Origin of the sequence: Virgibacillus ihumii, from assembly GCF_902726655.1 — a bacterium.
In the GTDB taxonomy this organism is placed as follows: Bacteria; Bacillota; Bacilli; order Bacillales; family Amphibacillaceae; genus Lentibacillus; species Lentibacillus ihumii.
The window spans coordinates 1,008,373-1,030,095 of the sequence record NZ_CACVAN010000001.1 but is presented as its reverse complement, the minus strand read 5'-3'; the positions used below and the strand labels follow the sequence as shown (position 1 = coordinate 1,030,095).

Sequence of the window (21,723 nt, the reverse complement as noted above, 5' to 3'; positions counted from 1 at the left end):
GATTATATGTTCAGGCTTTTTTATTGTACCTCTAAATTTATGTTTTCTTTACATGTAATTAATAGGTAATTAATAATGGTCCGTTATGATGGAGTTGCAGGAAAGGAAATCTTTTCCTGACAATTTACCATAACAGGGGGCTTTAAAATTGAAGAAGAGATTTTTGTTCGTAACATTAATCGTTTCTCTCACAGCACTGTTCCTGGCTGCGTGCGGAAATGCGGAAGGAAGCGGAAGCAGTAATAGTAATAATACCTCATCAGAGAATGCAAATGCTTCATCAGAAGATTCTGCAACAGTTAAGGTTGATGGATCATCTACTGTATTTCCAATTATGGAGGCAGTAGCAGAAGAGTATATGATTGAGAATCCGAATGCAAAGGTTAATATTGGAGTTTCCGGTACAGGTGGTGGATTTGAAAAGTTTATTGCTGGTGAAACACATATTTCCAATGCTTCCAGACCTATCGAAAAAGAAGAAAAGGCTGCATTGAAAGAAAGCGGGATTGCGTTTACCGAATTTAAGGTTGCACTTGATGGACTCTCTATTGTAGTTAATCAAGAAAATGACTGGGTGGATAAGCTCACTGTTGAGCAACTGAAAAAAATGTGGTCTGAAAAAGGCGGGGTGAAAACCTGGTCTGACTTAAATAAAGAATGGCCTGATAAAGAAATTAAATTTTTCAGTCCTGGAGCAGATTCAGGAACATTTGATTATTTCAGTGAAGTAGTTCTGGGAGAAGAACAAATCCGGAAAGATGCAACACTGTCAGAGGATGACAATGTTCTTGTACAAGGAGTTACAGGCTCTAAACACGGTATTGGTTATTTCGGGTATGCATATTATGCCGAAAATAAAGACCAATTAAGAGCAATACCAATTGTAAATAGTGATGGGAAACCTGTTTTGCCTACTATGGAAACAATTCAGTCAGGTGAGTATAATCCATTTTCGAGACCGTTATTTATCTATGTGAAAAACGATGCTCTGAAGAATGAAATGGTATATAACTTTATGGAATATACACTCAAAAATGCCGGTGAAATGGCGGAAGCTGTAGGATATGTTGCTATGACTGATAATGCCTATGAAGATGCCTTGAATAAAATAAAAGAATTGGCAAGTAAATAATTCAGAAAGCGGATCAAAATAATTTTGAGTAACATTACAAAAGGGCCGAACCATGTTCAAATGGTATCAGGTCTTTTTGTCGTCTTTTAAATTTACATTTTCTTTACAACCAATTAATAGGGAATTAATACTAGTTCGTTATGATGGGTTTGCAGGAAAGGAAATGCATATCTTTTCTGGCAGTTAATCTACCACAACAGGGGGCTTTAAAATTGAAAAAGAGACTTTTATTTGTAATATTAATAGTTTCTCTCACAGCACTGTTTCTGGCTGCGTGTGGAAATGGAGATGGAAGCGGAAGTAGTAATGGTACCGGTGCTTCATCAGAGGGTTCTGCAACAGTTAAGGTTGATGGATCATCTACTGTTTTTCCGATTATGGAAGCAGTCGCAGAAGAATATATGATTGAGAATCCGGGTGCAAAGGTTAATATTGGAGTTTCCGGAACAAGCGGCGGATTTGAAAAGTTTATTGCTGGTGAAACGCATATTTCCAATGCCTCCAGACCTATCGAAAAAGAAGAAAAGGCTGCATTGAAAGAAAACGGGATTAAGTTTACCGAGTTTGAGATTGCACTTGATGGACTCTCTATTGTAGTAAATCAGGAAAATGATTGGGTGGATAAGCTGACTGTTGAGCAATTAAAAAAAATGTGGTCTGAAAACGGTGGTGTAGAAACCTGGTCTGATTTAAATAAAGAATGGCCTGATAAAGAAATTAAATTCTACAGCCCTGGAGCAGCATCAGGAACTTTTGACTATTTCAGTGAAGTAGTTCTGGGAGACGGACAAATCCGGAAAGATACAACACTGTCGGAGGATGACAATGTCCTCGTACAAGGAGTTACAGGTTCTAAACATGGTATTGGTTATTTTGGGTATGCGTATTATGCCGAAAATAAAGACCAGTTAAAAGCAGTACCGATTGTAAACAGCGAGGGAAAACCGGTTCTGCCAAGTAAGGAAACCATTCAGTCAGGTGAGTACAATCCATTTTCGAGACCATTGTTCATCTATGTGAAAAACGATGCCTTGAAAAATGAATCGGTGTATAACTTTATGGAATATACACTCAAAAATGCCGGTGAAATGGCCGAGGCTGTAGGATATGTTGCTAAGCCTGATAGTGAGTATGAAGATGCTCTGAATAAAATAAAAAATTTGGCAGGCAAATAATTCAGAATGCAGTTTTCCTAAAGCGGGATCAGTTGTGAGAGGTGAATTTAAATATTCACCTCACGTTCCTGCTTTATTGTGCCGTTTTGACTAACTGAAGAAATTGCAGAGGAGTATTTAATATGTCTGTTGACGTTAAGAAAATGATAAATGAGAAAAAATCAAATCAATTTTTGCTTAAGTTCAATGAAAAAGCAGCCCCGACCATTTTTTTGATTTGCGCAATAATTTCTGTGCTGACTACACTCGGTATTATTATAACGTTGTTAGTGGAAACATTTACTTTTTTCAGTCGGGTGTCATTCTTGGACTTTATAACCGGGACTGAGTGGTGGCCGTTTGGTGAAAACCCGAGCTTTGGGGTTCTCCCGCTTATTTCCGGGACATTATTAATTACTGGGATAGCAATGGTTGTATCGATTCCAATCGGAATTGCCTCAGCGATTTATTTAAGTGAATTTGCCTCTGATAAGGTACGTAGAATTGTGAAACCGATTATGGAAGTACTGGCCGGTATACCAACGATTGTCTATGGCTTTTTCGCTTTGACTTTCGTAACGCCTGTATTACAGCAGTTGATTCCAAGTCTTCCGATTTTCAATGCCCTTAGTGCGGGAATTGTTGTCGGAATCATGATTATTCCGATGATTTCTTCTTTGTCAGAGGATGCGATGAGTGCAGTTCCCAATGAAATGCGTGCAGGTGCATTGGCAATGGGAGCGACAAGACTGGAAGTTGCTATGAAAATTGTTGTTCCAGCCGCACTATCGGGTATAATTTCGTCATTTGTATTGGGAATTTCCAGAGCTATCGGGGAGACAATGATTGTTTCCGTGGCTGCCGGGGCATCGCCGAAACTGACATTGGATGTTACCGAATCGATTCAGACAATGACCGGATATATTGTTCAAGTCAGTATGGGTGATGCGACTTACGGATCAACAACATATTACAGCATGTATGCAGTAGGGATGACATTGTTTGTCTTTACGTTATGCATGAATTTGTTGTCGCAATTTATTTCACGTCGTTTCAAGGAGGATTACTAGTATGAACTTGGTTGATAAGCAGGTAATTCAAAACAAAATGCCGAAGCGACTTTTAACGAATCAAATTATCAAACAAATATTTTTCCTTGCCGTCGCACTGGCAATAACCGCCCTGGGAGTTTTGTTATATCGAATTTTTACACAGGGGATTGGTTATTTAGACTGGGAGTTCCTTACCAGTTTTGCTTCCAGATTTCCGGAAGAGGCGGGGATTAAAGCTGCAATCGTCGGATCACTCTGGTTAATGGCAGTTACAGCTCCGGTATCATTGGTGCTTGGAGTTGGAACAGCAATATATCTTGAAGAATATGCCAAAAAGAATAAGCTTACCAATTTTATCAAAGTGAATATCTCCAATCTTGCAGGTGTACCATCCATTGTCTACGGCTTGTTGGGATTGACTGTTTTTGTTCGATTGCTGGAAATGGGCAGAAGTGTTTTGGCAGGCGGTTTGACACTTAGTCTGCTAATTCTGCCCATTATCGTAGTAGCTGCACAGGAAGCCATCCGTGCGATACCCGCTGAACAACGGGAAGCATCGTATGCAATGGGTGCTACAAAGTGGCAAACAGTTCGGCGTGTTGTCCTTCCTGCCGCGATTCCAGGAATACTTACAGGAGGGATATTAGGGCTTTCCCGCGCGATTGGTGAAACGGCACCACTCTTGATGATCGGGGCGTTATCGTTTATTGCTTATTTGCCTGAAAGTATCTGGTCAGCATTTACTGTTCTTCCGATTCAAATATATAACTGGACCGCAAGACCGCAGGAGGAATTTCATCTTATCGCATCAGCCGGTATTATTATACTTCTGTTGATGATGCTGATTATGAACTCTATTGCCGTAATTATACGAAATAAATTTTCCAATCGATTCTAGGGAGGAATCATCATGCAAAGTTTAGCGCTTGAAAAAAATAAACCTGCTTTTGGTGAAGTGAATAATGATACAGAACAAGCAAAATCAATTTACACGGTTAACGACTTTAATCTGTGGTATGGCGATAACCAGGCGCTGTATAATATCGACATGGATATTCCGGAAAACAAGGTAACCGCAATTATAGGCCCATCCGGATGCGGCAAATCAACATTTATTAAAGCACTAAACCGTATGGTGGAATTAGTGCCATCCGTAAATATGAACGGAAGTATTATGTACAAAGATAAAGAGATACTCACTTCAAAATATAAAGTGGAGGATTTACGTACAAATGTTGGTATGGTGTTCCAGAATCCAAATCCTTTCCCAAAATCAATTTATGAGAACATCGTATTTGGTCTAAAAATTCATGGCATCAAAAAAAAGAAGGTATTGGATGAAATTGTTGAAAAAAGCCTAAAAGGTGCAGCACTTTGGGATGAAGTGAAAGACCGGCTCAATGAAAATGCTTTTGGCTTGTCCGGCGGGCAGCAGCAAAGACTCTGTATTGCAAGGTGTCTGGCGATTGAACCGGATGTGATATTGATGGATGAACCGACATCGGCCTTAGATCCGGTTTCAACAGCAAAAGTAGAAGAACTGGTTCAAACACTGAAACAGAACTACAGTATTGCAATCGTTACGCATAATATGCAGCAGGCAGCAAGGATTTCTGACAAAACTGCTTTTTTCCTGAATGGTGAAGTGATTGAATATGATAATACAGATAAACTATTCTCCAATCCGGTAGATAAGCGTACAGAAGACTATATTACCGGCCGTTTTGGATAAAATAAAGGAGGAGTTTAAGTGGTTGTAAGAGAGCAATTTGAAACTGACCTGACAAGCATCAAAGAAGAAATCTCGGTAATGGCAAGCAAAGTGGAGAAGGCTTTCCTCGAAGCAATTGATGCATTATATAATCAGGACCTGGAGTTAGCCAACAGGATAATTGAAAGTGACCGATGGATTGATAAACAGGAATTTGATATTAATAACAACGCAATCCTGACGATTGCAAAGCAGCAGCCTGTAGCTACTGATTTACGTCAATTGATTATTGCACTGCGAATAACAACTGATTTAGAGCGGATGGCTGACAATGCTAAAAATATTGCTGAATCTGCAATACGATTGGGGGAAAGTCATCATTTTATCGTTCATCCTGAACTAAAGGAAATGCGTAATACTACAGTGGAAATGATTCATACTGCTATGAACGCCTTTCAGCAGGAGGACATTTCCATTGCGGGTAAATTATCCGGAATGGATGATAAATTAGATGAGCAGTATGAACAAATAATTCATGAATTATTATCGGCCCATACAGGAGGTAAAGGGAAAACACAGCATGTTATGCAACTGGCATTCGTCGCCCGCTATATTGAAAGAATTGGTGATCATGTTACAAATATAGGTGAAAGCATTTTGTTTCTTGTTAAAGGAGAATCTTATAAATTAAACTAATCAATTCTAGCACCGTTCGTATTGTGCAGTTTGATTGGCGTTGAAGTAAATGTTTAGACAAAATGATACGATGTTTTATCAAGAAGCGAAGTTTTACCCCCTTTGGTTTCCTATTGTCCGAAGGGTTTTTTTATGATATAAAGTGTTTAAGTTATTGGTTCCATAAGAATTAACAACCACTATTCACTGATATTTTCACAACCCCTCAATTATTTGCTCAGAAGTATAAGTGAGTAGTCCAAAAAGCAAGAGCATCCAGCTATTAGTTGTGTCAAACTTGATACTTACTAATAAAATATACTAGTTCAACATGAAAGTTGGTGAATTAGTATTGAAATATTTGTATATCACAGGGTTAGTGAGAAGCGGTACTACTGTTCTAGCGAATTTTCTAAACACCCAGCAAAATATAACAGTCTATAATGACTATGTTAATACGTTGAGGCGAGCCTTTAAATCTAACCCAAACCTAGAGTACTTCGATAATATTCAAGAAAAAAATACAGTTATTGAAAAAATGAAAGCTGAAGCACTTAGTCAATTAAAATTAAATCTTTCAATAGACCCCAAACAGATAAAAAGTATTCAAGATCTTTATAAATCAGCAATAGATCCAATTGCATCTCCTGGAGATTTAATCATTGGTAATAAATCAACTCACTCATTATCTGTATTAGAAAAACTTTTAAAAAATAAAGATGTTTTGGGTCTATATATTATTCGAGATATAAGGGATGTTATTTTATCTGCTAGAAAATATTTCAATGGAAGATTAAGTGATGCAGCTCTTATAAATAATTGGAAAACAAATATTAATAAAGTTGAACAATTGAAAAAGGAATATCCTGATCGTTTTCTTGTTATAAGATATGAGGATTTCATTCAAATGAAAGTGGATAAACCCCTAAAAGTTTTTTTAGGTGTCCCTTTAAATTGGGAAATCCAAGAGTTTAAAACTCGATCTAATCAACCATTTACAAATAATTCATCCTATACCAACATTAAAAAACAAAAAACAAGCGGATTTCATTTACAAAGTATTAATAAATGGAAGAGATTGGATGAAAAGGAACGAGCATCCATAAGGAAAGTAGAAGGTATTTGTAAAGATGATTTAGAGAGGTATGGGTACTTGGTTGATAAACAGGAGTAAAATATATTTGGATACAAAGGATGAAATCGGTGTTCTTATTAAAAATGGCTGAGCAAAGGAATTTTTGAAAGTAAGTGTCAAATAATTTCCTATCTATATAGCGAGGCTTGTCAACATCAGCGTCTTATCATAACTTTTGGTAAGATGCTTTTTTATATACAATTTAAAGCTGAATAAATGGCTAACACCTCCTTAAGAATGCCTTGTTCCAATTAAATCTAAATAACGAATATATCAACCCCCCCATTTAGATAAGGGGGAATTGACGTTTCAATGATACTATTATATGTTATTGCTAATTAGCTTGTGAGTGACTTACTTCCTTTATAGTTATCCTTTTCCAATTCCTGATGTACCATCCATTTTATGAACTTTATTTCATTGCTTGTTAACTCTCTATTTAACATATGTTTGAATTCTTGAGATAGCTTTACATATTGAGCAATTGGATTCATTAAGCCACCTCCTATAGCTACTATCCAGCTTTGTTTGATAAACGAGTCAAGATAACATGCAAGAGCTTGGTTTTCAATTGCTCAAAAAGCGTACACGTTTAACACGATTTTCAGCCCGACTTGCTCCCCTTTAACTTACCAACAAGTAACAAAAGGAACGGGATGACTAGGCTGTAAATCAACGATATTTTAAAAAGAATGGCTGCATATGATTCTAACTCCAGCACGTTTTGCGGAATCATACCTATACTAAATACAATCGGCGCCAATATGAAGATTATTTTTGTCTTTTTTGTATGCTTAAAGATAGAGTTGAGTGAAAGTACAGCGATATCCAGTGCCATCGTGGTTGTATTAAAGATGGCCATCGTCCAGATGAGGAAAAAGAGTAACTCAAATCGAGTAAAAATGTCACCTGGTATTTCCACGTTTTTAGCCAATTCTATTGTTGGATAGCGTAGTTCAGATGTTACTGCATGCCCAAATACTCCAATAGACAGAATAAAAATCATTATGTATAAAACAACAGGTATGCACATTCCAATTGCAACCATCTTAGGTGTTTTATTGGGATTGTCCACTAGCCCGGTATAAAATAAAACGATGATAAATCCTACATAACTAAGCATACTCACCTTTATTCCCTTTAAATACCCCTGCATGTCTGTTTGAAATAGTGGTAGTAACTGACTCGTCTTGAAATATCCCAAATTTAATACAAAAACGAAGAAGGCTATAAAGAGAATAATCGGTAAGAATAACTTATTCAAACGAAATATGCCTGCTCTGGATCCTGAAACAGCATAAACAACAACTAGAAGGAAAGAAAGTGCAATCACCTCAAGAGGCGTGCGATCAAACATATATTGTTTTGTCACAATGGCAATACTACGTACTTCAAAAGCCGAAACACATATCCATATAACAGCAAATAAAAATAAAATAACTATTTTTACAGGGCCCGAAAGAATAGTTGATGTATATGTAAAAAACGATTGATTGGGGAATCCAATCACGATCTTTGCCAGCAACCACATCACAATAACTGAAATCACGCCAGCGATGAGAAGTGATATCCATCCATCTGAAGCTATCGTTACAGATGCTAAATCCCCTGGTAATGTTAAGACCACTATGCTAATTATATAGGAGGGTACAGCGGCCATGATATCACTACTGCTTATTTTGTCATCTCCATATTCAAATCTTTTCACAACGTTAGGATCTTCCTTTTATTCTGACATTCGAGATGCCTACAAAGATGCAGGTGGAGGAAAAATCACCCCCGTTTTTTGCCATTTGCATTAGTGCTATTTTGTGACTGTATAGATGATCTATTCGCCGAAAATATGTTATTTGGAGTATTGGCTTCCAATTTTTGAGTATAATTCCAGGCTTGTTTGTGGGATTTTTGATACAAAGGAACACACGAAAAAAGCTGATAAATTAGTATCAACATTTTTATCATCAATTAAATAATACATATATTTGAAATAATAGTTGGGGCTTCATCTACATAAATTGAGCCTAACCTAGACTATGTAAAGCACCGTTTAAGACGCTAACGATATTTATTGGGATCCTGGTTGTAGTATATCATCCAGATCTTTATCATTGTTGTCCTGTTCATTTTCACCTTGACCGTTTTGATCTTGACTGTCTCGACTATTCTCATTTTTTACTGGGTCTTCATTAATATCTGAGCCATTATCGTTGTGATTTTGTTGCTCGGAAGGCTCATTAGTCGGATCCGGTTCCTGTTCATCATTTAAATTTGGAGATCCACACCCAAACAATAACCCGGAGGAAAGTATTACAGTGGAAGCACCTATTGTTAATTTTTTTAAATTCACCATATTCACCTCACTATCATTATTATTTCTTTTATTATTTACAACTTCTTTTTATCTATTCAGGGGTATTTTATGATAATTAATGGTGTGAAAAGCTTAAAGCATTAATCCATGGATTGATATATAAAATTAGCTTCATAATGGTGAAATTTAACTTTATAAATCGAACTGTATGGGGATAAGAAATGTGGGAAGTATATAAGGGACATGTCTAAAAAGAGGTGAAGATCCATTTTATTTATTAAAGTTTTATTGTTTTATCTTATAACGATTGCCATTATGAGGCTGATGGGGAAGTCGACAATTACTCAAATGACACCTTATGATTTAGTGGCCATTATTATTGTAGGAACGGTCGCTTCGGAACCTTTAATCAGCACCAAAGTTGGGCCGACCTTATTAACCTTAGCAATATTAGTTGGATTACACATCGCTTTTTCTTACATGACATTGAATCAATGGGGACACAGGTTTTTTTTGGGGGAGCCAACACTTCTCATAAAACACGGAAAAATACTTGAGGATAATCTTGAAAAATCCCAACTGTCTGTTGCACAAATTCTTTCCATTTTAAGAAGCAAAGGTTATCCTAAACTCTCGGATGTTGACTATGCAGTCCTAGAGCCTATTGGTAAGGTTAGTGTCATTCCAAAAACTGAAAACACTCCTGTCACTGTGGAGCATTTGAACCTTTCCATTGATGATCAAGGCTTACCGATTGCAGTTATCATAGATGGTAAAATTCAAGACAGGAATCTCAAACTACTTGGTCAACCTAAAGAGTGGTTACTCGATCATTTAAAAGCGGAAGGTGTCAAATCAAAAGATATTATATATGCCTTCGTTAATGAAAAAACAAAAAAGTTAAGCATTGACCGTCGATCAAGTTAAACATTCGGTACCTGACCAGGTATAAAAGGGGGAGGAGGGTGACTTCCTCCCTGCTGTTTTGCTTTATTTATCTAAATCCGGATTGTGATATATATTTACAGTTTCCATGGGGAGAATACTGTATTTAGCTAAATGTTTTTTGTTAATAGGGGTAGGGTATTGTAATTCCAGGTCAAAAGATTGCAAGAATTTATGGACTAGTAGCCGCTGATTAAAATTGAAAATGATGAATAGTTACGGATGGAAACAAATACTATTACATTGGTTGTTATTTTCCGGAGTCGATAAAAGGGCCGCAAGCAGCAACTTGCGACCCGGACAGTTATCTGCAAGGCACGACGACCCGAATCGGGATTTTCACAAAAGAGTAATTACCCCACGTTTACGGAGACGACAGGGTAATTACTTCTTTTCATGGCTGCCAACAAGTAAAACAACGAGTGTTCCAAACATCAACATCAACTCGAGAGTCTTGTCAATTTCAATCACTCGCTCACCCCTTTCTGAGGATTCCGAGCCGCCAAGTAAAAAAGTAATACTTTTTACTGCTTCTCGTGAGAAGCATCACCCTGTATAACATGTCTACTTTAGTATACTACAAAACAAACGTTCTATGTGCAAATTGTTAGAAAATGGTACAATATTCCCATAAATCAGTATTATTTCACTAAAATATGCGCACACCAATACTATCTGGAGGGATTGATTGATATGATACTAGTTACAGGAGCCACAGGAAAAATTGGCAGGTTGGTCGTCCAGCATCTTTTAAATAAAGGCGTTCCCGTTCGGGTATTTGTTAGAAATGAAAGGGCTTTTGATGATGTAGAAAACCCGTCACTAGAGTTAGCAATCGGAACATTTGAAGATACGAAATCAATTGAAAAGGCAGTTGAAGGAGTGGACCGGATCTTCTTAGTTGCGCGGGATAATCCTGAGCAAGTATCACAACATGATAACGTAATAAAAGTAGCAGAGCAATGTGGCGTTAATCATATAGTGAAATTGTCGGCATTTGGTGCTTCTAGAAATTCACCTATCGCTTTAATGCGCTGGCATGCGGAAACAGAAAAACAATTGAGGAATTCCAAACTAAATTGGACATTCCTTCGCCCCCATTTATACATGCAAAATTTGTTGCGTTTTGGGACTCAAGTAGCAACTGGCAGTACCTTTTCAGCCCCTATGGGTTCTCACAATTTTGCTTTAGTTGATATTCGGGATATTGCAGAGGTAGCTGCAAAAGTTTTAGTAGACAGTGATCATGTTTCAAAGGTATACACCTTAACAGGTCCTAGTGCGATCACTTTTAAGGAAATTGCCGAACATTTATCAGACATTTTCAATCAATCAATAAATTATAACCAGTTGTCACCAGAAGAATTTTATCAAATGCTTCTATCAAATGAGACCCCATCTTGGCGTGCATATGACCTGGCTTACATTGCAGAAGCATATCCAGGTGATAGAAAAAGCCTAATCACCAATGATACTAACATCTTGTTGAATCGTCCGGCTCGAAGTATCCGAACTTTTTTAAGTGATTATCAAACTACTTTTCAAAGTAAGCAGTAACTTTATTAACGTATGGAGTGATTGCAGAAATTAATTGCAACCAGAAAAATTTTCCAAATATAGAAAGCGGAGTTAAGTAGTGTAGTAGTAATCAACGGGCGCCTGCTCGGAATAAGGATTTCCGTCCTGCATCAACCCTTTAGTGGAGTAAGTTCATTTTTAGGCTACACCATTAATTTGTCTAAAACATATTATACCCATGATGAATGGCTAATTTTAAAAATGGGGAGAATCGATTTTTATGTTTAGACAAAGGTTAACAATGCAACAGGCTCAAGATATTGCTCTTCAAAGGATTCCTGGCCAAGTTCTTCATGTGGATATGGATTTGGAACACGGCGTTTTAGTTTATGAAATATTTATATTAACATCACAGAATAGGGTATACGAGGTAGAAGTTAACGCAAATAGTGGCAATGTTATAAAAGTCGAACAAGAGGACTTGGATTAATAGTTATTAGAGAATGTTTCATTGAGTAATTTGAAAGAGTACGCAGTAAGGGCGCTTATTAAATAACCGCCAAAAAAGGAATCCATTTTGATTAATTTTACAAAATGGATTCTTCTAAATTCGGCAATATACGAGTTTGTAAGGTGTTTTGATTGAACGTTATTTTTAGGATACAGCTTAAGCCTTTTTCTAGTTAGTCAATTTTTCTGCGATCTCATAATGACTCATATCGCTTGTGAATTTAAATTCACCCAATTGAACCATTTGGGTATAGTCATGATTTTCCATGTATTGGGTAAACTTATCAGCGTTATCAATAATATTATTTTCAGCCAGTTTGTTACTGATAACAGATGGAGCCATCCCGGATTCAACCGTTAGTGTGTATGTAACAGTTTCTTTTTTATCGGAATCATTTTCAGTAGAGTCTTTTGATTCGTTATTACTGTCAGAATTATCGTCTTCATTTTTATTCTCTTTTTTCTGCTGATTTTCTTTATTTTTGTCGGTTGATGTGTCTTGCTTGTTTTTTTCATTTTCGGTTTCTTCACTATTATTTTCACTGTTATCTGATTTTACGGAAACAGAAATATATTCAGATTCACTTAGGACATGATATCCTTCATTTTCGATACTGGTAATCATTTCGTCAGTTGATAATTTCTGTGATGCTTGTCTCGTATCAGCGGTGAAATAAAAGCTTGCCAGTATGATAATTCCTGCCACCAGCAGACCTAATGCAAATGAACGGATCGTTTGTTTCATAGTATCCTCTTACCTCCAGGTATCCTTATCTTTTATGTACACTTTTGTTCACAGAGACATCCGCCTGCAATTCCTCTTCCAGAACTTTTACTTTCTTTTTCAATTGTTGTGTGTCCTGCATGGTGGTAATAGAAAGCTGTTCCACCTGGCTTTCAACATCTTCAAACCTGTCGCTCATAAACAATGATAAAATCAATAATACAACACCGATTGTAATCACAGAAGCTATTGCATAAATCATACGTATTCCCCTCCATTCCTCTCTAATAGTTATAACATACAATTAAAGAAAGGAAAATCATCAAAATTTAACAGTTATGTTCTTGAATATTTATCAATCATCTGCTATCATTATTAAGTCTGAGTAGAATTCACAGCAATAGAAAAGCAGGACTTTATAGTTTGGAGGGAAATTATTATGCGCGTAAATATCACATTAGCATGTACTGAAACAGGCGACCGCAATTACATCACTACTAAAAATAAGCGTACAAATCCGGAACGCATTGAGCTTAAGAAATATAGCCCGCGTCTAAAAAAACACACATTGCACCGTGAAACTAAATAATACGTTTTTGTATAAAACTCCTGCCTCTGAAACAGCGGCGGGAGTTTTGTTTATCGCGATAATCTGCAATTTGTTATAATTACGTTAGTGCTTATAATGGTAATGGATGGAGGGGTGGTAACCTTGGGTAAAACTGAAATGCGGAAGCAAGCAATCATAAAGTTGAAAAATATTCCGGATACTGAAAGAAAGCGTATTGAGAAAAGGCTTTTGAATAATTTATTGAATGATAATGGCTGGAAAGAAGCTCGTTCAATTGGTGTGACGGTTTCAAATGGATTTGAATGGTCAACAAGACCAATAATTGAAACCGCCTGGGAGGAGCAGAAAGCAGTTTTTGTTCCGAAGTGTCTTCCTAAAATGCGTAAAATGGATTTCTATCAGATACATACGTATGATCAGCTGGAAATTGTTTATTATAATCTACTTGAACCAAAGCCGGATGCATGTGAGAGGGTGAATAAACAAGATATCGATCTTCTGATTGTTCCTGGTCTGTTATTTGATCAAAAAGGCTACCGAATTGGGTTTGGCGGGGGATATTATGACCGGTATTTGGCTGATTTTCCTAACCGGACTGTCTCACTTGCCTCAGAGGTTCAGGTGGTCAATGAACTGCCTGCCGAATCGTATGATGTGCCGGTGGATTCGATTATAACGGATAAGCAACTAAATTAGGGGGAATTCATAATGGATTTTAATCGTTATTCGCGTCAGATGCTGTTTTCCCCAATTAAAGAACGCGGACAGCAAAAACTGGCTGACAGTTCCGTTCTGGTTGTCGGAGCCGGGGCATTAGGAACAGTGATTTGCAATCACCTTGTCAGAGCGGGAGTTGGAACAATCCGTCTGGTTGATCGTGATTATGTGGAACTCAGTAATTTGCAGCGGCAAATGCTTTTTGATGAGGATGACGTCAGACAAGCACTCCCGAAAGCAATTGCAGCTAAACGAAAACTGGAAAAAATGAATAGTGATGTTACAGTGGAAGGCACTGTAGGCAATGTAACAAATGAAAATATTGCGTCATATCTCCACGGAATCGATATGGTTATGGATGGTACGGATAATTTCGCAACACGATTTTTGTTAAATGATGCATGTGTTAAGCATAATATTCCATTTTCGTATGGGGGTGTTGTAAGTTCCAGAGGCATGACAGCGTTGTTCATTCCAGGTGAGACGCCGTGTCTTCGTTGTATCATGAACGAAGGGGCGGGGGGCGGACAAACGTGTGATACAATCGGAGTAATTTCTCCTGCAGTAGACCTTATTTCCTCATTACAGTGTACGGAAGCGATGAAATATCTGACCGGAAATAAAGAATACTTACGTAATACACTGAAGACAATTGATATATGGTATAACCACCATTATGATATGAAGTTTCTAGAGGCGGATTCCGCTTGTCCTGCATGTGGAACGCATGAATTTCCGTCCTTAACCAAGTCGGCTCAGGAAACGGAAACTGTATTATGCGGGCGTGATACCGTTCAGATTCATCAACAGGATCAGATAAATCTCAGTGAGTGGGAAAAGCGGCTGTCCCAAGTATCTGAAACAACACGAACGCCATTTTTATTAAAAGCGGAATTCCAAAATGAGTTGAAGTTCGTGATTTTTCCGGACGGTCGTGTCCTTGTACAGGGAACAGAGGACACAACGACGGCAAGGACGATGTACGACCGGTATATCGGATCCTGATGTATAAAAAAGGTACAGTGGAAAATAACTAATAACACCAATAACATACAGAAAAGGGTGTTAGGATGAGAGTATTTATAATTCTCGCCTCCGCATTGACTATTGTATCTTTAATTTTTAAATGGCGATACCGAATCATAAACACGTTACTGGCAATAAGTTTTTTGAGGAAACTCGCTGTTATGATTACGATGAATATGCCGGAAATCAGAAATAAAATTGTGCCAAATTTGTTTGGCCGTTCTTCCCTTGAATGAGTAATGAGTATTGGATGAAGAAGCTGTAGATATGCAGCTTCTTCATATTTTTGTAAGCAAAAGAGCCATTGTTTTGGTATGATGGTTCAAGGGAGGAAAAATTGAATGTACCTATATGAACAGTATACAATGTATAAACTGGCATATTCGTTAGTTGAAAAAGATGGTTTTGAAATTATACATATTAATGAGAATGAAGAAGAACTATGGCTCGAAAAATACGAGAATAAAAAATCTTCGGTTGTCCGTTTTGTACACAGAAATTTTCAATGGAGTAATCAATTAAAGCGAGATATTGCAGCAGTTTTTCAAAAAACAAAAGCCTTGAAAAGATTTCTTCAAGGTAAAAAAGTCGAGATACATAATGTGTATATTGCCGGGGATGCTCCCGTTGATGAATGGGAACTTCTAAAAAAACCGATGCAGCTGAACGAGAAACATCCAATGCATATGCATGTGTACTATTTAACTGATGATGCAGGTTTTACGGAAAAGAAGCGGCTCAGGGAAGCGTTGGGCAGTTCAGGTCCAATTGCCGATAATGAAGATTTGGATATTGAGGAACAGGTTAATTTTTATAAAGCGCGGTTGAAGGCCCGTTATCAAAATAGAAAACAGGAAGATCAAGACGTTTTTTCCCGGGGTAAACCCTTATTCACGTATATTCTGCTGGTAATTAATATTTTGATTTTTATGATGCTGGAACTTAATGGCGGAAGTACAAATACTAAAACACTGATTGAATTTGGAGCCAAATACAATCCTGCGATAATTGAGAACAATGAATGGTGGCGCATCATTACATCAATGTTTCTGCATATTGGTCCCGTACATTTATTTATGAACATGCTCGCCGTTTACTTTTTAGGTGTTGCCGTTGAACGAATTTATGGATCGTGGCGGTTTATATTTATTTATTTCTTATCTGGAATTGGCGGAGGACTTGCCAGTTTTGCTTTTACAACGCATGTTTCCGCCGGGGCATCCGGAGCTTTGTTCGGACTTTTTGGTGCCCTGCTTTTCTTCGGATTAATTCATAAGCGGATTTTTAATCAGACGATGGGCAAAAACCTGCTGATCATCATTGTGATTAATATTGTTTTCGGATTCACTGTACCATCAGTGGATATGGGTGCTCATATTGGCGGACTGATCACAGGATTTGTTGCTTCAGCCATTGTGCATCTTCCTGCAAACAGAAAACTGCTTGTTCAACTGCCAGCATTTATTTTATACGCCGTTATTATTTTCTTGTTAATTATTTTTGGAGTCAGAAATAATTTACATGATCCGGTATATTTATTGATGAAAACGGAACAACTTGTACAAAATAAACAATTTAACCAAACGATTGATGTGGCAACTAAAGGGTTGGCATATGAAAGTAATGTTAAGGATCAGCTGCTCTTCCAGCGTTCCTATGCATATATACAGCTGAATAAAATAGAACGTGCAAAAAAAGATTTAAAGCTGGCTGTAAGTATTGATGAAGATTATATCAGGGCGCATTATAATTTGGCGATTATTTATTATAATAATAACAATTTATCAAAGGCGAAAGAGCACATTACTAAAGCCTATGAGCTAAAACAGGATAATCCTGAAATAGAATTAAATGTAAACGACTTATATGAAGAAATTACTGGAAAACAGGCTGAATGATAGATGGCTCCATGCTAGGCATGGGCCTTTTTCAATTGAACTTTGGATACTGCTGGATCAGTTTTTCCTTTGTTCCGTTCAATGCGTATACTACCAACAGGTGTTTATTATTTTTGTCAAATAAGATAAGGGGAACATAGCTTTTCAGTTTTTCACTGTTTTTAGCGGTCAAAATGTAATTCTTATATAATCCTTCCCATAACTGACCGATTATCTGATTGGTTTGTTCCTGTGTAAAGGAAGGTAACGATTCATTATTATACTTATACAAGTGTGTCAGCGGTACGGGAATATACTTATCAGAATTAATCTTAAAATGATTGGTCAAATTTCTCCAGTAATAAATCAACTGCTGATTGGTTGTGTGTTCAAGAAGCCGCACCCATTCATCTTCCATTTCATTTTCCGGAATTTTAAATGATTCCAGCTGTGTGTTGGGCGAATCAATGACATATAGTTGATCATGGGACATTCGGTGTATGCTTTTGATTTGATCATCAGGGTAATGGACTTCACCGTGGTGATACGCAATTGCCTGAAAGTGACTGCTGTCATCGCTGACCAGTTTTTGTTTCATTCGAATCACTGCTGTGTTTTCCATCCATTTGCTTTGTACGCCTCGAAGCCTTCCATTATCAAAAAGTAATGCAACATCCTGCCTTAAATACACATCCCGTTCACTTTTTGAATTTGTTTCCCAGGAAATTTCATATGAATCCTTATCTGTTTGCTCGATTAATGTAAGACGTGTGGATACGTGATCAAACTTTGTTTCCTCGTCCATCGGAAAATATGTAATTACTGGAAGGGTTTCATTGTCAATCAAATACAAGAGAACTGCAGGTGCAAATACCATAAACGCAATGACAATTCCGGTTGTCCATTTTTTCATTATAACCATCCTTTTGTTCTTCTTCGGTAAATATATGTGGATTGATTTATGTTTATGACCTGTCCCTGAATTAACTTAGATATAGATTCCGTATTTACGCAGGATTTGCTATAATGAGGTTTGGTGATAAAGAATGAAAACAGTTTATGACGTTCAACAATTGCTCAAGCGATTTGGAACAATTATATATATTGGGAATCGGATAGCGGAACTTGAATTGATGGAGGATGAGGTCCGGGAGTTACATCAGATGGGATGCATTGATATTGATCAATACCGGACAGCCATTTTACTTTTAAGGAAGGAAACAAGACGATTACGCAGTAACAGGAGGACGAGTGCGGATGAGTAAGACGTTTATTGGTATAGATGTTGGCGGAACTACAGTAAAAATTGGCATAATTGATGAAATCGGTAATATTCTGGATAAATGGGAGATACCCACTAATACAGATAATCATGGTGAATCCATTTTATCCGATATCTGGAATTCTGTTAGCAATAAGCTTTCTCTTGAAAATGTTGCTGGTATCGGTATTGGCGTGCCTGGATTTATTGACCAGGAAACTGGAGATGTATATGAGGCAGTAAATATTGGCTGGAAGCAGGTTGAGCTTGCCAAAAATTTAAAAGAAATGAGCGGCGTGCCCGTTTTTGTTGAAAATGACGCAAATGCTGCGGTCTTGGGAGAAAATTGGAAAGGTGCTGGTGGTCAGGTAAAAAACCTGATTGCGGTAACCGTCGGAACTGGTATTGGTGGAGGAATTATCGCAAATGGTTCCATCTTAAACGGTGTCAGCGGAACTGCTGGTGAGATTGGCCATATCACTATGGAGCGTGATGGTTCTCCATGCAATTGCGGACGGCGCGGCTGTTTGGAAACAATTTCTTCTGCAACAGGGATTGTTCGCCAGGCAAAAGAAAAAATAAAGGAAAATCAAAACAGCATGTTGGCCAAATTTTATGCTGAACAGGGTAATATAACGGCCAAGGACATCTTTCAGCTTGCTGATTCAGGGGACACATTAAGTAAAAACATCATTGAACATGCTGCAGATGTTCTTGGATTGGCTATTGCAAACCTTACAGTCACTATCAATCCTTCGCGAATTCTTATCGGTGGCGGTGTTTCGAAAGCTGGGGAAGATTTTGTTAATCTGATAGATGCTGCGTTTAACAAATACACGCTTGCAAAGGCAGGAGAGGTATGTGAGGTGAAGCTTGCACAACTGGGAAATGATGCAGGTATTATTGGAGCAGCGTTTTTAGTAAAGCAAAGACTTGAAAAGGTCACATTTTAAACTTCGCATTTCGGGACTTTTCTATTACTATAAGAACCTGCTGATTTAATTTTAATAAATTTTATTGTCATTCTATGAAACTTTTCATATGCTGAATCGTCATATAATAAGATGGGGTAGAAGTTTAAAGAAAGATGATACGGGTATTCATTAATTAAATAACGAATTGACAACGTTATGTTTAAAAGTAGGAGGAACGAAGATGAATTCTAAGCTTCCCAAAATCCCTTTGTTTATAATCGCCACAATACTATTTGGTATTAAGACCTATATTATATATCGTTTTTTATTTAATATTGAAATTGAAAATGCAATGCAGGAGCTGATACTGGCAATTAATCCGTTTGTTTCAGCGTTCCTGATATTTGCCATCAGTGTATGGCTCAGAAAACCGTCCAGTCAAATGAAGTTTCTAAGGTACACTGCTTTGATTGGATCGCTGATTTTGTACTTTAACCTGGTTTTCTATCGTTCATTCACGGATTTTATTACAATTCCGCAACTGCTTCAGGCAAGCAATATGGGTGATTTGGGATCCAGTATTTTAACACTGCTCGAATTCTATGATGTGCTGCTGTTTGCTGATGTGGCAATTATCTGGTATTTAAGCCGGAAAAAATCCGAGTTGCTGTCTGTCAGCTATCCAAAAAGTGGAAGGGTTTTTGCCCTTGCAATGTCTTTAATGCTTCTTGCGGGTAACTTTTTCCTTGCTGAAATGGAGCGTCCGCAGTTGTTCACCCGTGCATTTGACAGGGAATACCTGGTGAAGAATATTGGGATTTTCAATTACCATATTTATGACCTGGCATTGCATTCGAAAGTGAAATCACAGAAAGTTTTTGCTGACGGCAATGAGCTGCCGGAAATTAAGGAATATGTCAATACAAAGGTGCAAAGTGATAAAAAGTCGCCGCTGTACGGAATTGCAGAAGATAAAAATCTTATTTTTATCTCAGCAGAATCAATGCAAAGTTTTGTTATTAACAACAAGATGAAAGGTGAAGTCATTACACCGTTTCTGAACAGTCTTACAAAGGACGACAGTACTTTTTACTTTAAGAATTTTTACCACCAGACACAACAGGGTAAAACGTCTGACTCGGAATTTCTGTTGGAGAATTCATTGTATCCTCTATCACGGGGTGCCGTATTCTTCACCCACGGGCAAAATGAGTATCATGCTTTGCCTGAGATATTAAATCAGGAGGATTACTATACTTCAGTATTTCACTCCAATAATAAGAGTTTCTGGAACCGTGACCAGATGTACAAAAGTCTTGGCTATGACCATTTTTACGGAGAAAAGGCGTATGAAGTAACAAAAAAGAATTCTATAGGCTGGGGCTTGGAGGACAAAGCGTTCTTTGAGCAATCCATGAAATATTTACAGGGCCAAAAAGAGCCGTTCTATTCGAAATTTATTACACTGACAAACCATTTCCCGTTTGAAATGCCAAAAGACAAAGCATCAATCGGAAAATTTGACTCAAACTCAAGTACGTTGAATAACTACTTTCAAACAGTTCGGTACACGGATGAAGCACTAAAAAAATTCTTTAATCAGTTAAAGGAGTCGGGACTGTACAAGGATTCAATAATTGTCATTATGGGGGACCACTATGGAATCAGTGAGAACCACAACAAAGCAATGGCTAAATATTTAGACAAAGATGAGATAACTCCTTATGACCATGTACAATTGCAGCGCGTGCCACTGTTTATTCATATCCCGGGCTATGATAAAGGTAAGGTAATGTCTGAGGTATCCGGACAAATTGACCTTAAACCGACATTGTTGCATATGCTTGGAGTGAGTACAAAAAATGATATCTATTTTGGAAATGATTTGTTTGTAGATGACCGCAAAGATTTTATTGCATTCCGAAATGGTGATTTCGTAAGTGATAAATATGTATCAACCGGTGGTGTTTGTTACCAGCGGCAAAGCGGGGAACCTGTTAATAAAAATGAAAATAAGAATGGTGAAAAGGAGACAAAAAATCCATGTAGACCAATTGCAGAACAGGTGGAAAGGGAATTGGGTTATTCGGATGACATTATTTATGGAGATTTGTTCCGCTTCGTTGACTTTTCCAAAAGTAACAACAATAAATAAAGGACGAGTAAATATAAAAAAACTAACTGTCTGATGACAGTTAGTTTTTATATATTTGTTATTATGGTTGCGATTGAGAAAAAACCAAAGACAAGTGCGGAAACTGCAGAAAAACCAAGTGCAAAGAGATTTTTAATTTTAAGCTGACGAACAACGGATACGACAGATAAAATAGTAACCGCCAAAAGTATAATTCCTAGAACCATTATAAATCCTCCCTGTGTATTTTCAATGTTTGTCACTATTCGAATGAGTTCATATGTATTATTATGTAACTAAGCATTGCTAAATATTAGTTTATAGTATAAAAACATTTTTGTCGAGTCTTAATCAAA

At 37.3% G+C, this 21,723-nt stretch carries 24 protein-coding genes; 17 read left to right on the top strand and 7 right to left on the bottom strand.

What is annotated here, in order from left to right; translation table 11 throughout:
- The first annotated feature begins 148 nt into the window (after nucleotides 1–148).
- The 7 genes from HUX68_RS05150 to HUX68_RS05120 all read left to right on the top strand — a co-directional run bounded on the left by HUX68_RS05150 (nucleotide 149) and on the right by HUX68_RS05120 (nucleotide 6,898).
- Nucleotides 149–1,132 (top strand): PstS family phosphate ABC transporter substrate-binding protein, encoded by a 984-nt coding sequence (locus HUX68_RS05150; protein WP_174613820.1) that lies wholly within the window; start codon nucleotides 149–151, stop codon nucleotides 1,130–1,132.
- Nucleotides 1,133–1,344: 212 nt separating this feature from the next.
- The gene (locus HUX68_RS05145; protein ID WP_246206615.1) at nucleotides 1,345–2,307 is read left to right on the top strand and encodes a PstS family phosphate ABC transporter substrate-binding protein; all 963 of its coding nucleotides are present in this window, start codon (nucleotides 1,345–1,347) and stop codon (nucleotides 2,305–2,307) included.
- A 122-nt stretch (nucleotides 2,308–2,429) separates the two neighbouring features.
- The gene (gene pstC / locus HUX68_RS05140) at nucleotides 2,430–3,356 is read left to right on the top strand and encodes a phosphate ABC transporter permease subunit PstC (protein ID WP_174613818.1); all 927 of its coding nucleotides are present in this window, start codon (nucleotides 2,430–2,432) and stop codon (nucleotides 3,354–3,356) included.
- Nucleotide 3,357: 1 nt separating this feature from the next.
- Nucleotides 3,358–4,236, top strand: coding sequence for a phosphate ABC transporter permease PstA (gene pstA / locus HUX68_RS05135; protein WP_174613817.1), 879 nt, complete (start codon nucleotides 3,358–3,360; stop codon nucleotides 4,234–4,236).
- 12 nt (nucleotides 4,237–4,248) lie between these two features.
- Entirely contained in the window at nucleotides 4,249–5,070 is an 822-nt protein-coding gene (gene pstB, locus HUX68_RS05130) for a phosphate ABC transporter ATP-binding protein PstB (RefSeq protein WP_174613816.1), read from the top strand.
- An 18-nt stretch (nucleotides 5,071–5,088) separates the two neighbouring features.
- Nucleotides 5,089–5,745 (top strand): phosphate signaling complex protein PhoU, encoded by a 657-nt coding sequence (gene phoU, locus HUX68_RS05125; RefSeq protein ID WP_174613815.1) that lies wholly within the window; start codon nucleotides 5,089–5,091, stop codon nucleotides 5,743–5,745.
- A 331-nt stretch (nucleotides 5,746–6,076) separates the two neighbouring features.
- Complete coding sequence (locus HUX68_RS05120; protein WP_174613814.1) at nucleotides 6,077–6,898, top strand: sulfotransferase; 822 nt, start codon at nucleotides 6,077–6,079, stop codon at nucleotides 6,896–6,898.
- Between the two features lie 299 nt (nucleotides 6,899–7,197).
- On the opposite strand, the gene HUX68_RS05115 is transcribed toward HUX68_RS05120, so the two are convergent.
- The 3 genes from HUX68_RS05115 to HUX68_RS05105 form a co-directional block, all read right to left on the bottom strand.
- A complete protein-coding gene (locus tag HUX68_RS05115; protein WP_174613813.1) occupies nucleotides 7,198–7,353 on the bottom strand; it encodes a hypothetical protein in 156 nt (51 codons plus the stop codon).
- Nucleotides 7,354–7,463: 110 nt separating this feature from the next.
- Nucleotides 7,464–8,567, bottom strand: coding sequence for a GerAB/ArcD/ProY family transporter (locus HUX68_RS05110; protein WP_174613812.1), 1,104 nt, complete (start codon nucleotides 8,565–8,567; stop codon nucleotides 7,464–7,466).
- 357 nt (nucleotides 8,568–8,924) lie between these two features.
- Nucleotides 8,925–9,206, bottom strand: coding sequence for a hypothetical protein (locus tag HUX68_RS05105; RefSeq protein ID WP_174612717.1), 282 nt, complete (start codon nucleotides 9,204–9,206; stop codon nucleotides 8,925–8,927).
- A gap of 231 nt (nucleotides 9,207–9,437) precedes the next feature.
- On the opposite strand from HUX68_RS05105, the gene HUX68_RS05100 reads away from it, so the two are divergent.
- The 3 genes from HUX68_RS05100 (at nucleotide 9,438) to HUX68_RS05090 (ending at nucleotide 12,123) form a co-directional block, all read left to right on the top strand.
- Entirely contained in the window at nucleotides 9,438–10,097 is a 660-nt protein-coding gene (locus HUX68_RS05100) for a DUF421 domain-containing protein (protein ID WP_425509535.1), read from the top strand.
- Nucleotides 10,098–10,808: 711 nt separating this feature from the next.
- Nucleotides 10,809–11,672 (top strand): SDR family oxidoreductase, encoded by an 864-nt coding sequence (locus HUX68_RS05095; protein WP_174613810.1) that lies wholly within the window; start codon nucleotides 10,809–10,811, stop codon nucleotides 11,670–11,672.
- Nucleotides 11,673–11,913: 241 nt separating this feature from the next.
- Nucleotides 11,914–12,123, top strand: coding sequence for a PepSY domain-containing protein (locus tag HUX68_RS05090; protein ID WP_246206613.1), 210 nt, complete (start codon nucleotides 11,914–11,916; stop codon nucleotides 12,121–12,123).
- Between the two features lie 189 nt (nucleotides 12,124–12,312).
- On the opposite strand, the gene HUX68_RS05085 is transcribed toward HUX68_RS05090, so the two are convergent.
- Together HUX68_RS05085 and HUX68_RS05080 are read right to left on the bottom strand one after the other, a co-directional pair.
- Complete coding sequence (locus HUX68_RS05085) at nucleotides 12,313–12,888, bottom strand: hypothetical protein (RefSeq protein WP_174613809.1); 576 nt, start codon at nucleotides 12,886–12,888, stop codon at nucleotides 12,313–12,315.
- Between the two features lie 25 nt (nucleotides 12,889–12,913).
- Nucleotides 12,914–13,129, bottom strand: a complete 216-nt coding sequence (locus HUX68_RS05080) for a hypothetical protein (RefSeq protein WP_174613808.1) — start codon at nucleotides 13,127–13,129, stop codon at nucleotides 12,914–12,916.
- A gap of 177 nt (nucleotides 13,130–13,306) precedes the next feature.
- Between HUX68_RS05080 and rpmG the strand changes: the two genes are divergently transcribed.
- The 4 genes from rpmG to HUX68_RS05060 all read left to right on the top strand — a co-directional run bounded on the left by rpmG (nucleotide 13,307) and on the right by HUX68_RS05060 (nucleotide 17,079).
- Entirely contained in the window at nucleotides 13,307–13,456 is a 150-nt protein-coding gene (gene rpmG, locus HUX68_RS05075) for a 50S ribosomal protein L33 (RefSeq protein ID WP_026801018.1), read from the top strand.
- A 114-nt stretch (nucleotides 13,457–13,570) separates the two neighbouring features.
- Nucleotides 13,571–14,134, top strand: coding sequence for a 5-formyltetrahydrofolate cyclo-ligase (locus HUX68_RS05070; RefSeq protein ID WP_343033614.1), 564 nt, complete (start codon nucleotides 13,571–13,573; stop codon nucleotides 14,132–14,134).
- A gap of 12 nt (nucleotides 14,135–14,146) precedes the next feature.
- The gene (locus HUX68_RS05065) at nucleotides 14,147–15,160 is read left to right on the top strand and encodes a ThiF family adenylyltransferase (protein ID WP_174613807.1); all 1,014 of its coding nucleotides are present in this window, start codon (nucleotides 14,147–14,149) and stop codon (nucleotides 15,158–15,160) included.
- A gap of 362 nt (nucleotides 15,161–15,522) precedes the next feature.
- Nucleotides 15,523–17,079: a rhomboid family intramembrane serine protease gene (locus tag HUX68_RS05060; RefSeq protein ID WP_174613806.1), complete on the top strand. Its 1,557-nt coding sequence runs from the start codon at nucleotides 15,523–15,525 to the stop codon at nucleotides 17,077–17,079.
- Nucleotides 17,080–17,110: 31 nt separating this feature from the next.
- Here HUX68_RS05060 and HUX68_RS05055 read toward each other — a convergent pair whose 3' ends face one another.
- Nucleotides 17,111–17,971, bottom strand: a complete 861-nt coding sequence (locus HUX68_RS05055; protein WP_174613805.1) for a hypothetical protein — start codon at nucleotides 17,969–17,971, stop codon at nucleotides 17,111–17,113.
- A gap of 133 nt (nucleotides 17,972–18,104) precedes the next feature.
- On the opposite strand from HUX68_RS05055, the gene HUX68_RS05050 reads away from it, so the two are divergent.
- The 3 genes from HUX68_RS05050 (at nucleotide 18,105) to HUX68_RS05040 (ending at nucleotide 21,388) form a co-directional block, all read left to right on the top strand.
- Nucleotides 18,105–18,323 (top strand): YqgQ family protein, encoded by a 219-nt coding sequence (locus tag HUX68_RS05050; protein WP_174613804.1) that lies wholly within the window; start codon nucleotides 18,105–18,107, stop codon nucleotides 18,321–18,323.
- Nucleotides 18,316–19,272 carry an ROK family glucokinase gene (locus HUX68_RS05045; protein ID WP_174613803.1) on the top strand — a complete coding sequence of 319 codons (957 nt, stop codon included), beginning with the start codon at nucleotides 18,316–18,318 and terminating at the stop codon, nucleotides 19,270–19,272. The genes HUX68_RS05050 and HUX68_RS05045 overlap by 8 nt, the downstream gene beginning before the upstream one ends.
- A 202-nt stretch (nucleotides 19,273–19,474) precedes the next feature.
- Nucleotides 19,475–21,388 carry an LTA synthase family protein gene (locus HUX68_RS05040; protein WP_174613802.1) on the top strand — a complete coding sequence of 638 codons (1,914 nt, stop codon included), beginning with the start codon at nucleotides 19,475–19,477 and terminating at the stop codon, nucleotides 21,386–21,388.
- A gap of 47 nt (nucleotides 21,389–21,435) precedes the next feature.
- On the opposite strand, the gene HUX68_RS05035 is transcribed toward HUX68_RS05040, so the two are convergent.
- On the bottom strand, nucleotides 21,436–21,594 hold the full coding sequence (locus tag HUX68_RS05035) for a DUF2759 family protein (RefSeq protein ID WP_174613801.1): 159 nt from the start codon (nucleotides 21,592–21,594) through the stop codon (nucleotides 21,436–21,438).
- Nucleotides 21,595–21,723: the final 129 nt, after the last annotated feature.

Bases quoted from the DNA above. Each gene is read 5' to 3' on its own strand.
- pstC (WP_174613818.1), top strand. From the start codon at position 2,430: ATGTCTGTTGACGTTAAGAAAATGATAAATGAGAAAAAATCAAATCAA.
- pstA (WP_174613817.1), top strand. From the start codon at position 3,358: ATGAACTTGGTTGATAAGCAGGTAATTCAAAACAAAATGCCGAAGCGA.
- pstB (WP_174613816.1), top strand. From the start codon at position 4,249: ATGCAAAGTTTAGCGCTTGAAAAAAATAAACCTGCTTTTGGTGAAGTG.
- HUX68_RS05115 (WP_174613813.1), bottom strand. From the start codon at position 7,353: ATGAATCCAATTGCTCAATATGTAAAGCTATCTCAAGAATTCAAACAT.
- HUX68_RS05095 (WP_174613810.1), top strand. From the start codon at position 10,809: ATGATACTAGTTACAGGAGCCACAGGAAAAATTGGCAGGTTGGTCGTC.
- HUX68_RS05090 (WP_246206613.1), top strand. From the start codon at position 11,914: ATGTTTAGACAAAGGTTAACAATGCAACAGGCTCAAGATATTGCTCTT.
- HUX68_RS05085 (WP_174613809.1), bottom strand. From the start codon at position 12,888: ATGAAACAAACGATCCGTTCATTTGCATTAGGTCTGCTGGTGGCAGGA.
- HUX68_RS05080 (WP_174613808.1), bottom strand. From the start codon at position 13,129: ATGATTTATGCAATAGCTTCTGTGATTACAATCGGTGTTGTATTATTG.
- rpmG (WP_026801018.1), top strand. From the start codon at position 13,307: ATGCGCGTAAATATCACATTAGCATGTACTGAAACAGGCGACCGCAAT.
- HUX68_RS05065 (WP_174613807.1), top strand. From the start codon at position 14,147: ATGGATTTTAATCGTTATTCGCGTCAGATGCTGTTTTCCCCAATTAAA.
- HUX68_RS05060 (WP_174613806.1), top strand. From the start codon at position 15,523: ATGTACCTATATGAACAGTATACAATGTATAAACTGGCATATTCGTTA.
- HUX68_RS05055 (WP_174613805.1), bottom strand. From the start codon at position 17,971: ATGAAAAAATGGACAACCGGAATTGTCATTGCGTTTATGGTATTTGCA.
- HUX68_RS05050 (WP_174613804.1), top strand. From the start codon at position 18,105: ATGAAAACAGTTTATGACGTTCAACAATTGCTCAAGCGATTTGGAACA.
- HUX68_RS05045 (WP_174613803.1), top strand. From the start codon at position 18,316: ATGAGTAAGACGTTTATTGGTATAGATGTTGGCGGAACTACAGTAAAA.
- HUX68_RS05040 (WP_174613802.1), top strand. From the start codon at position 19,475: ATGAATTCTAAGCTTCCCAAAATCCCTTTGTTTATAATCGCCACAATA.
- HUX68_RS05035 (WP_174613801.1), bottom strand. From the start codon at position 21,594: ATGGTTCTAGGAATTATACTTTTGGCGGTTACTATTTTATCTGTCGTA.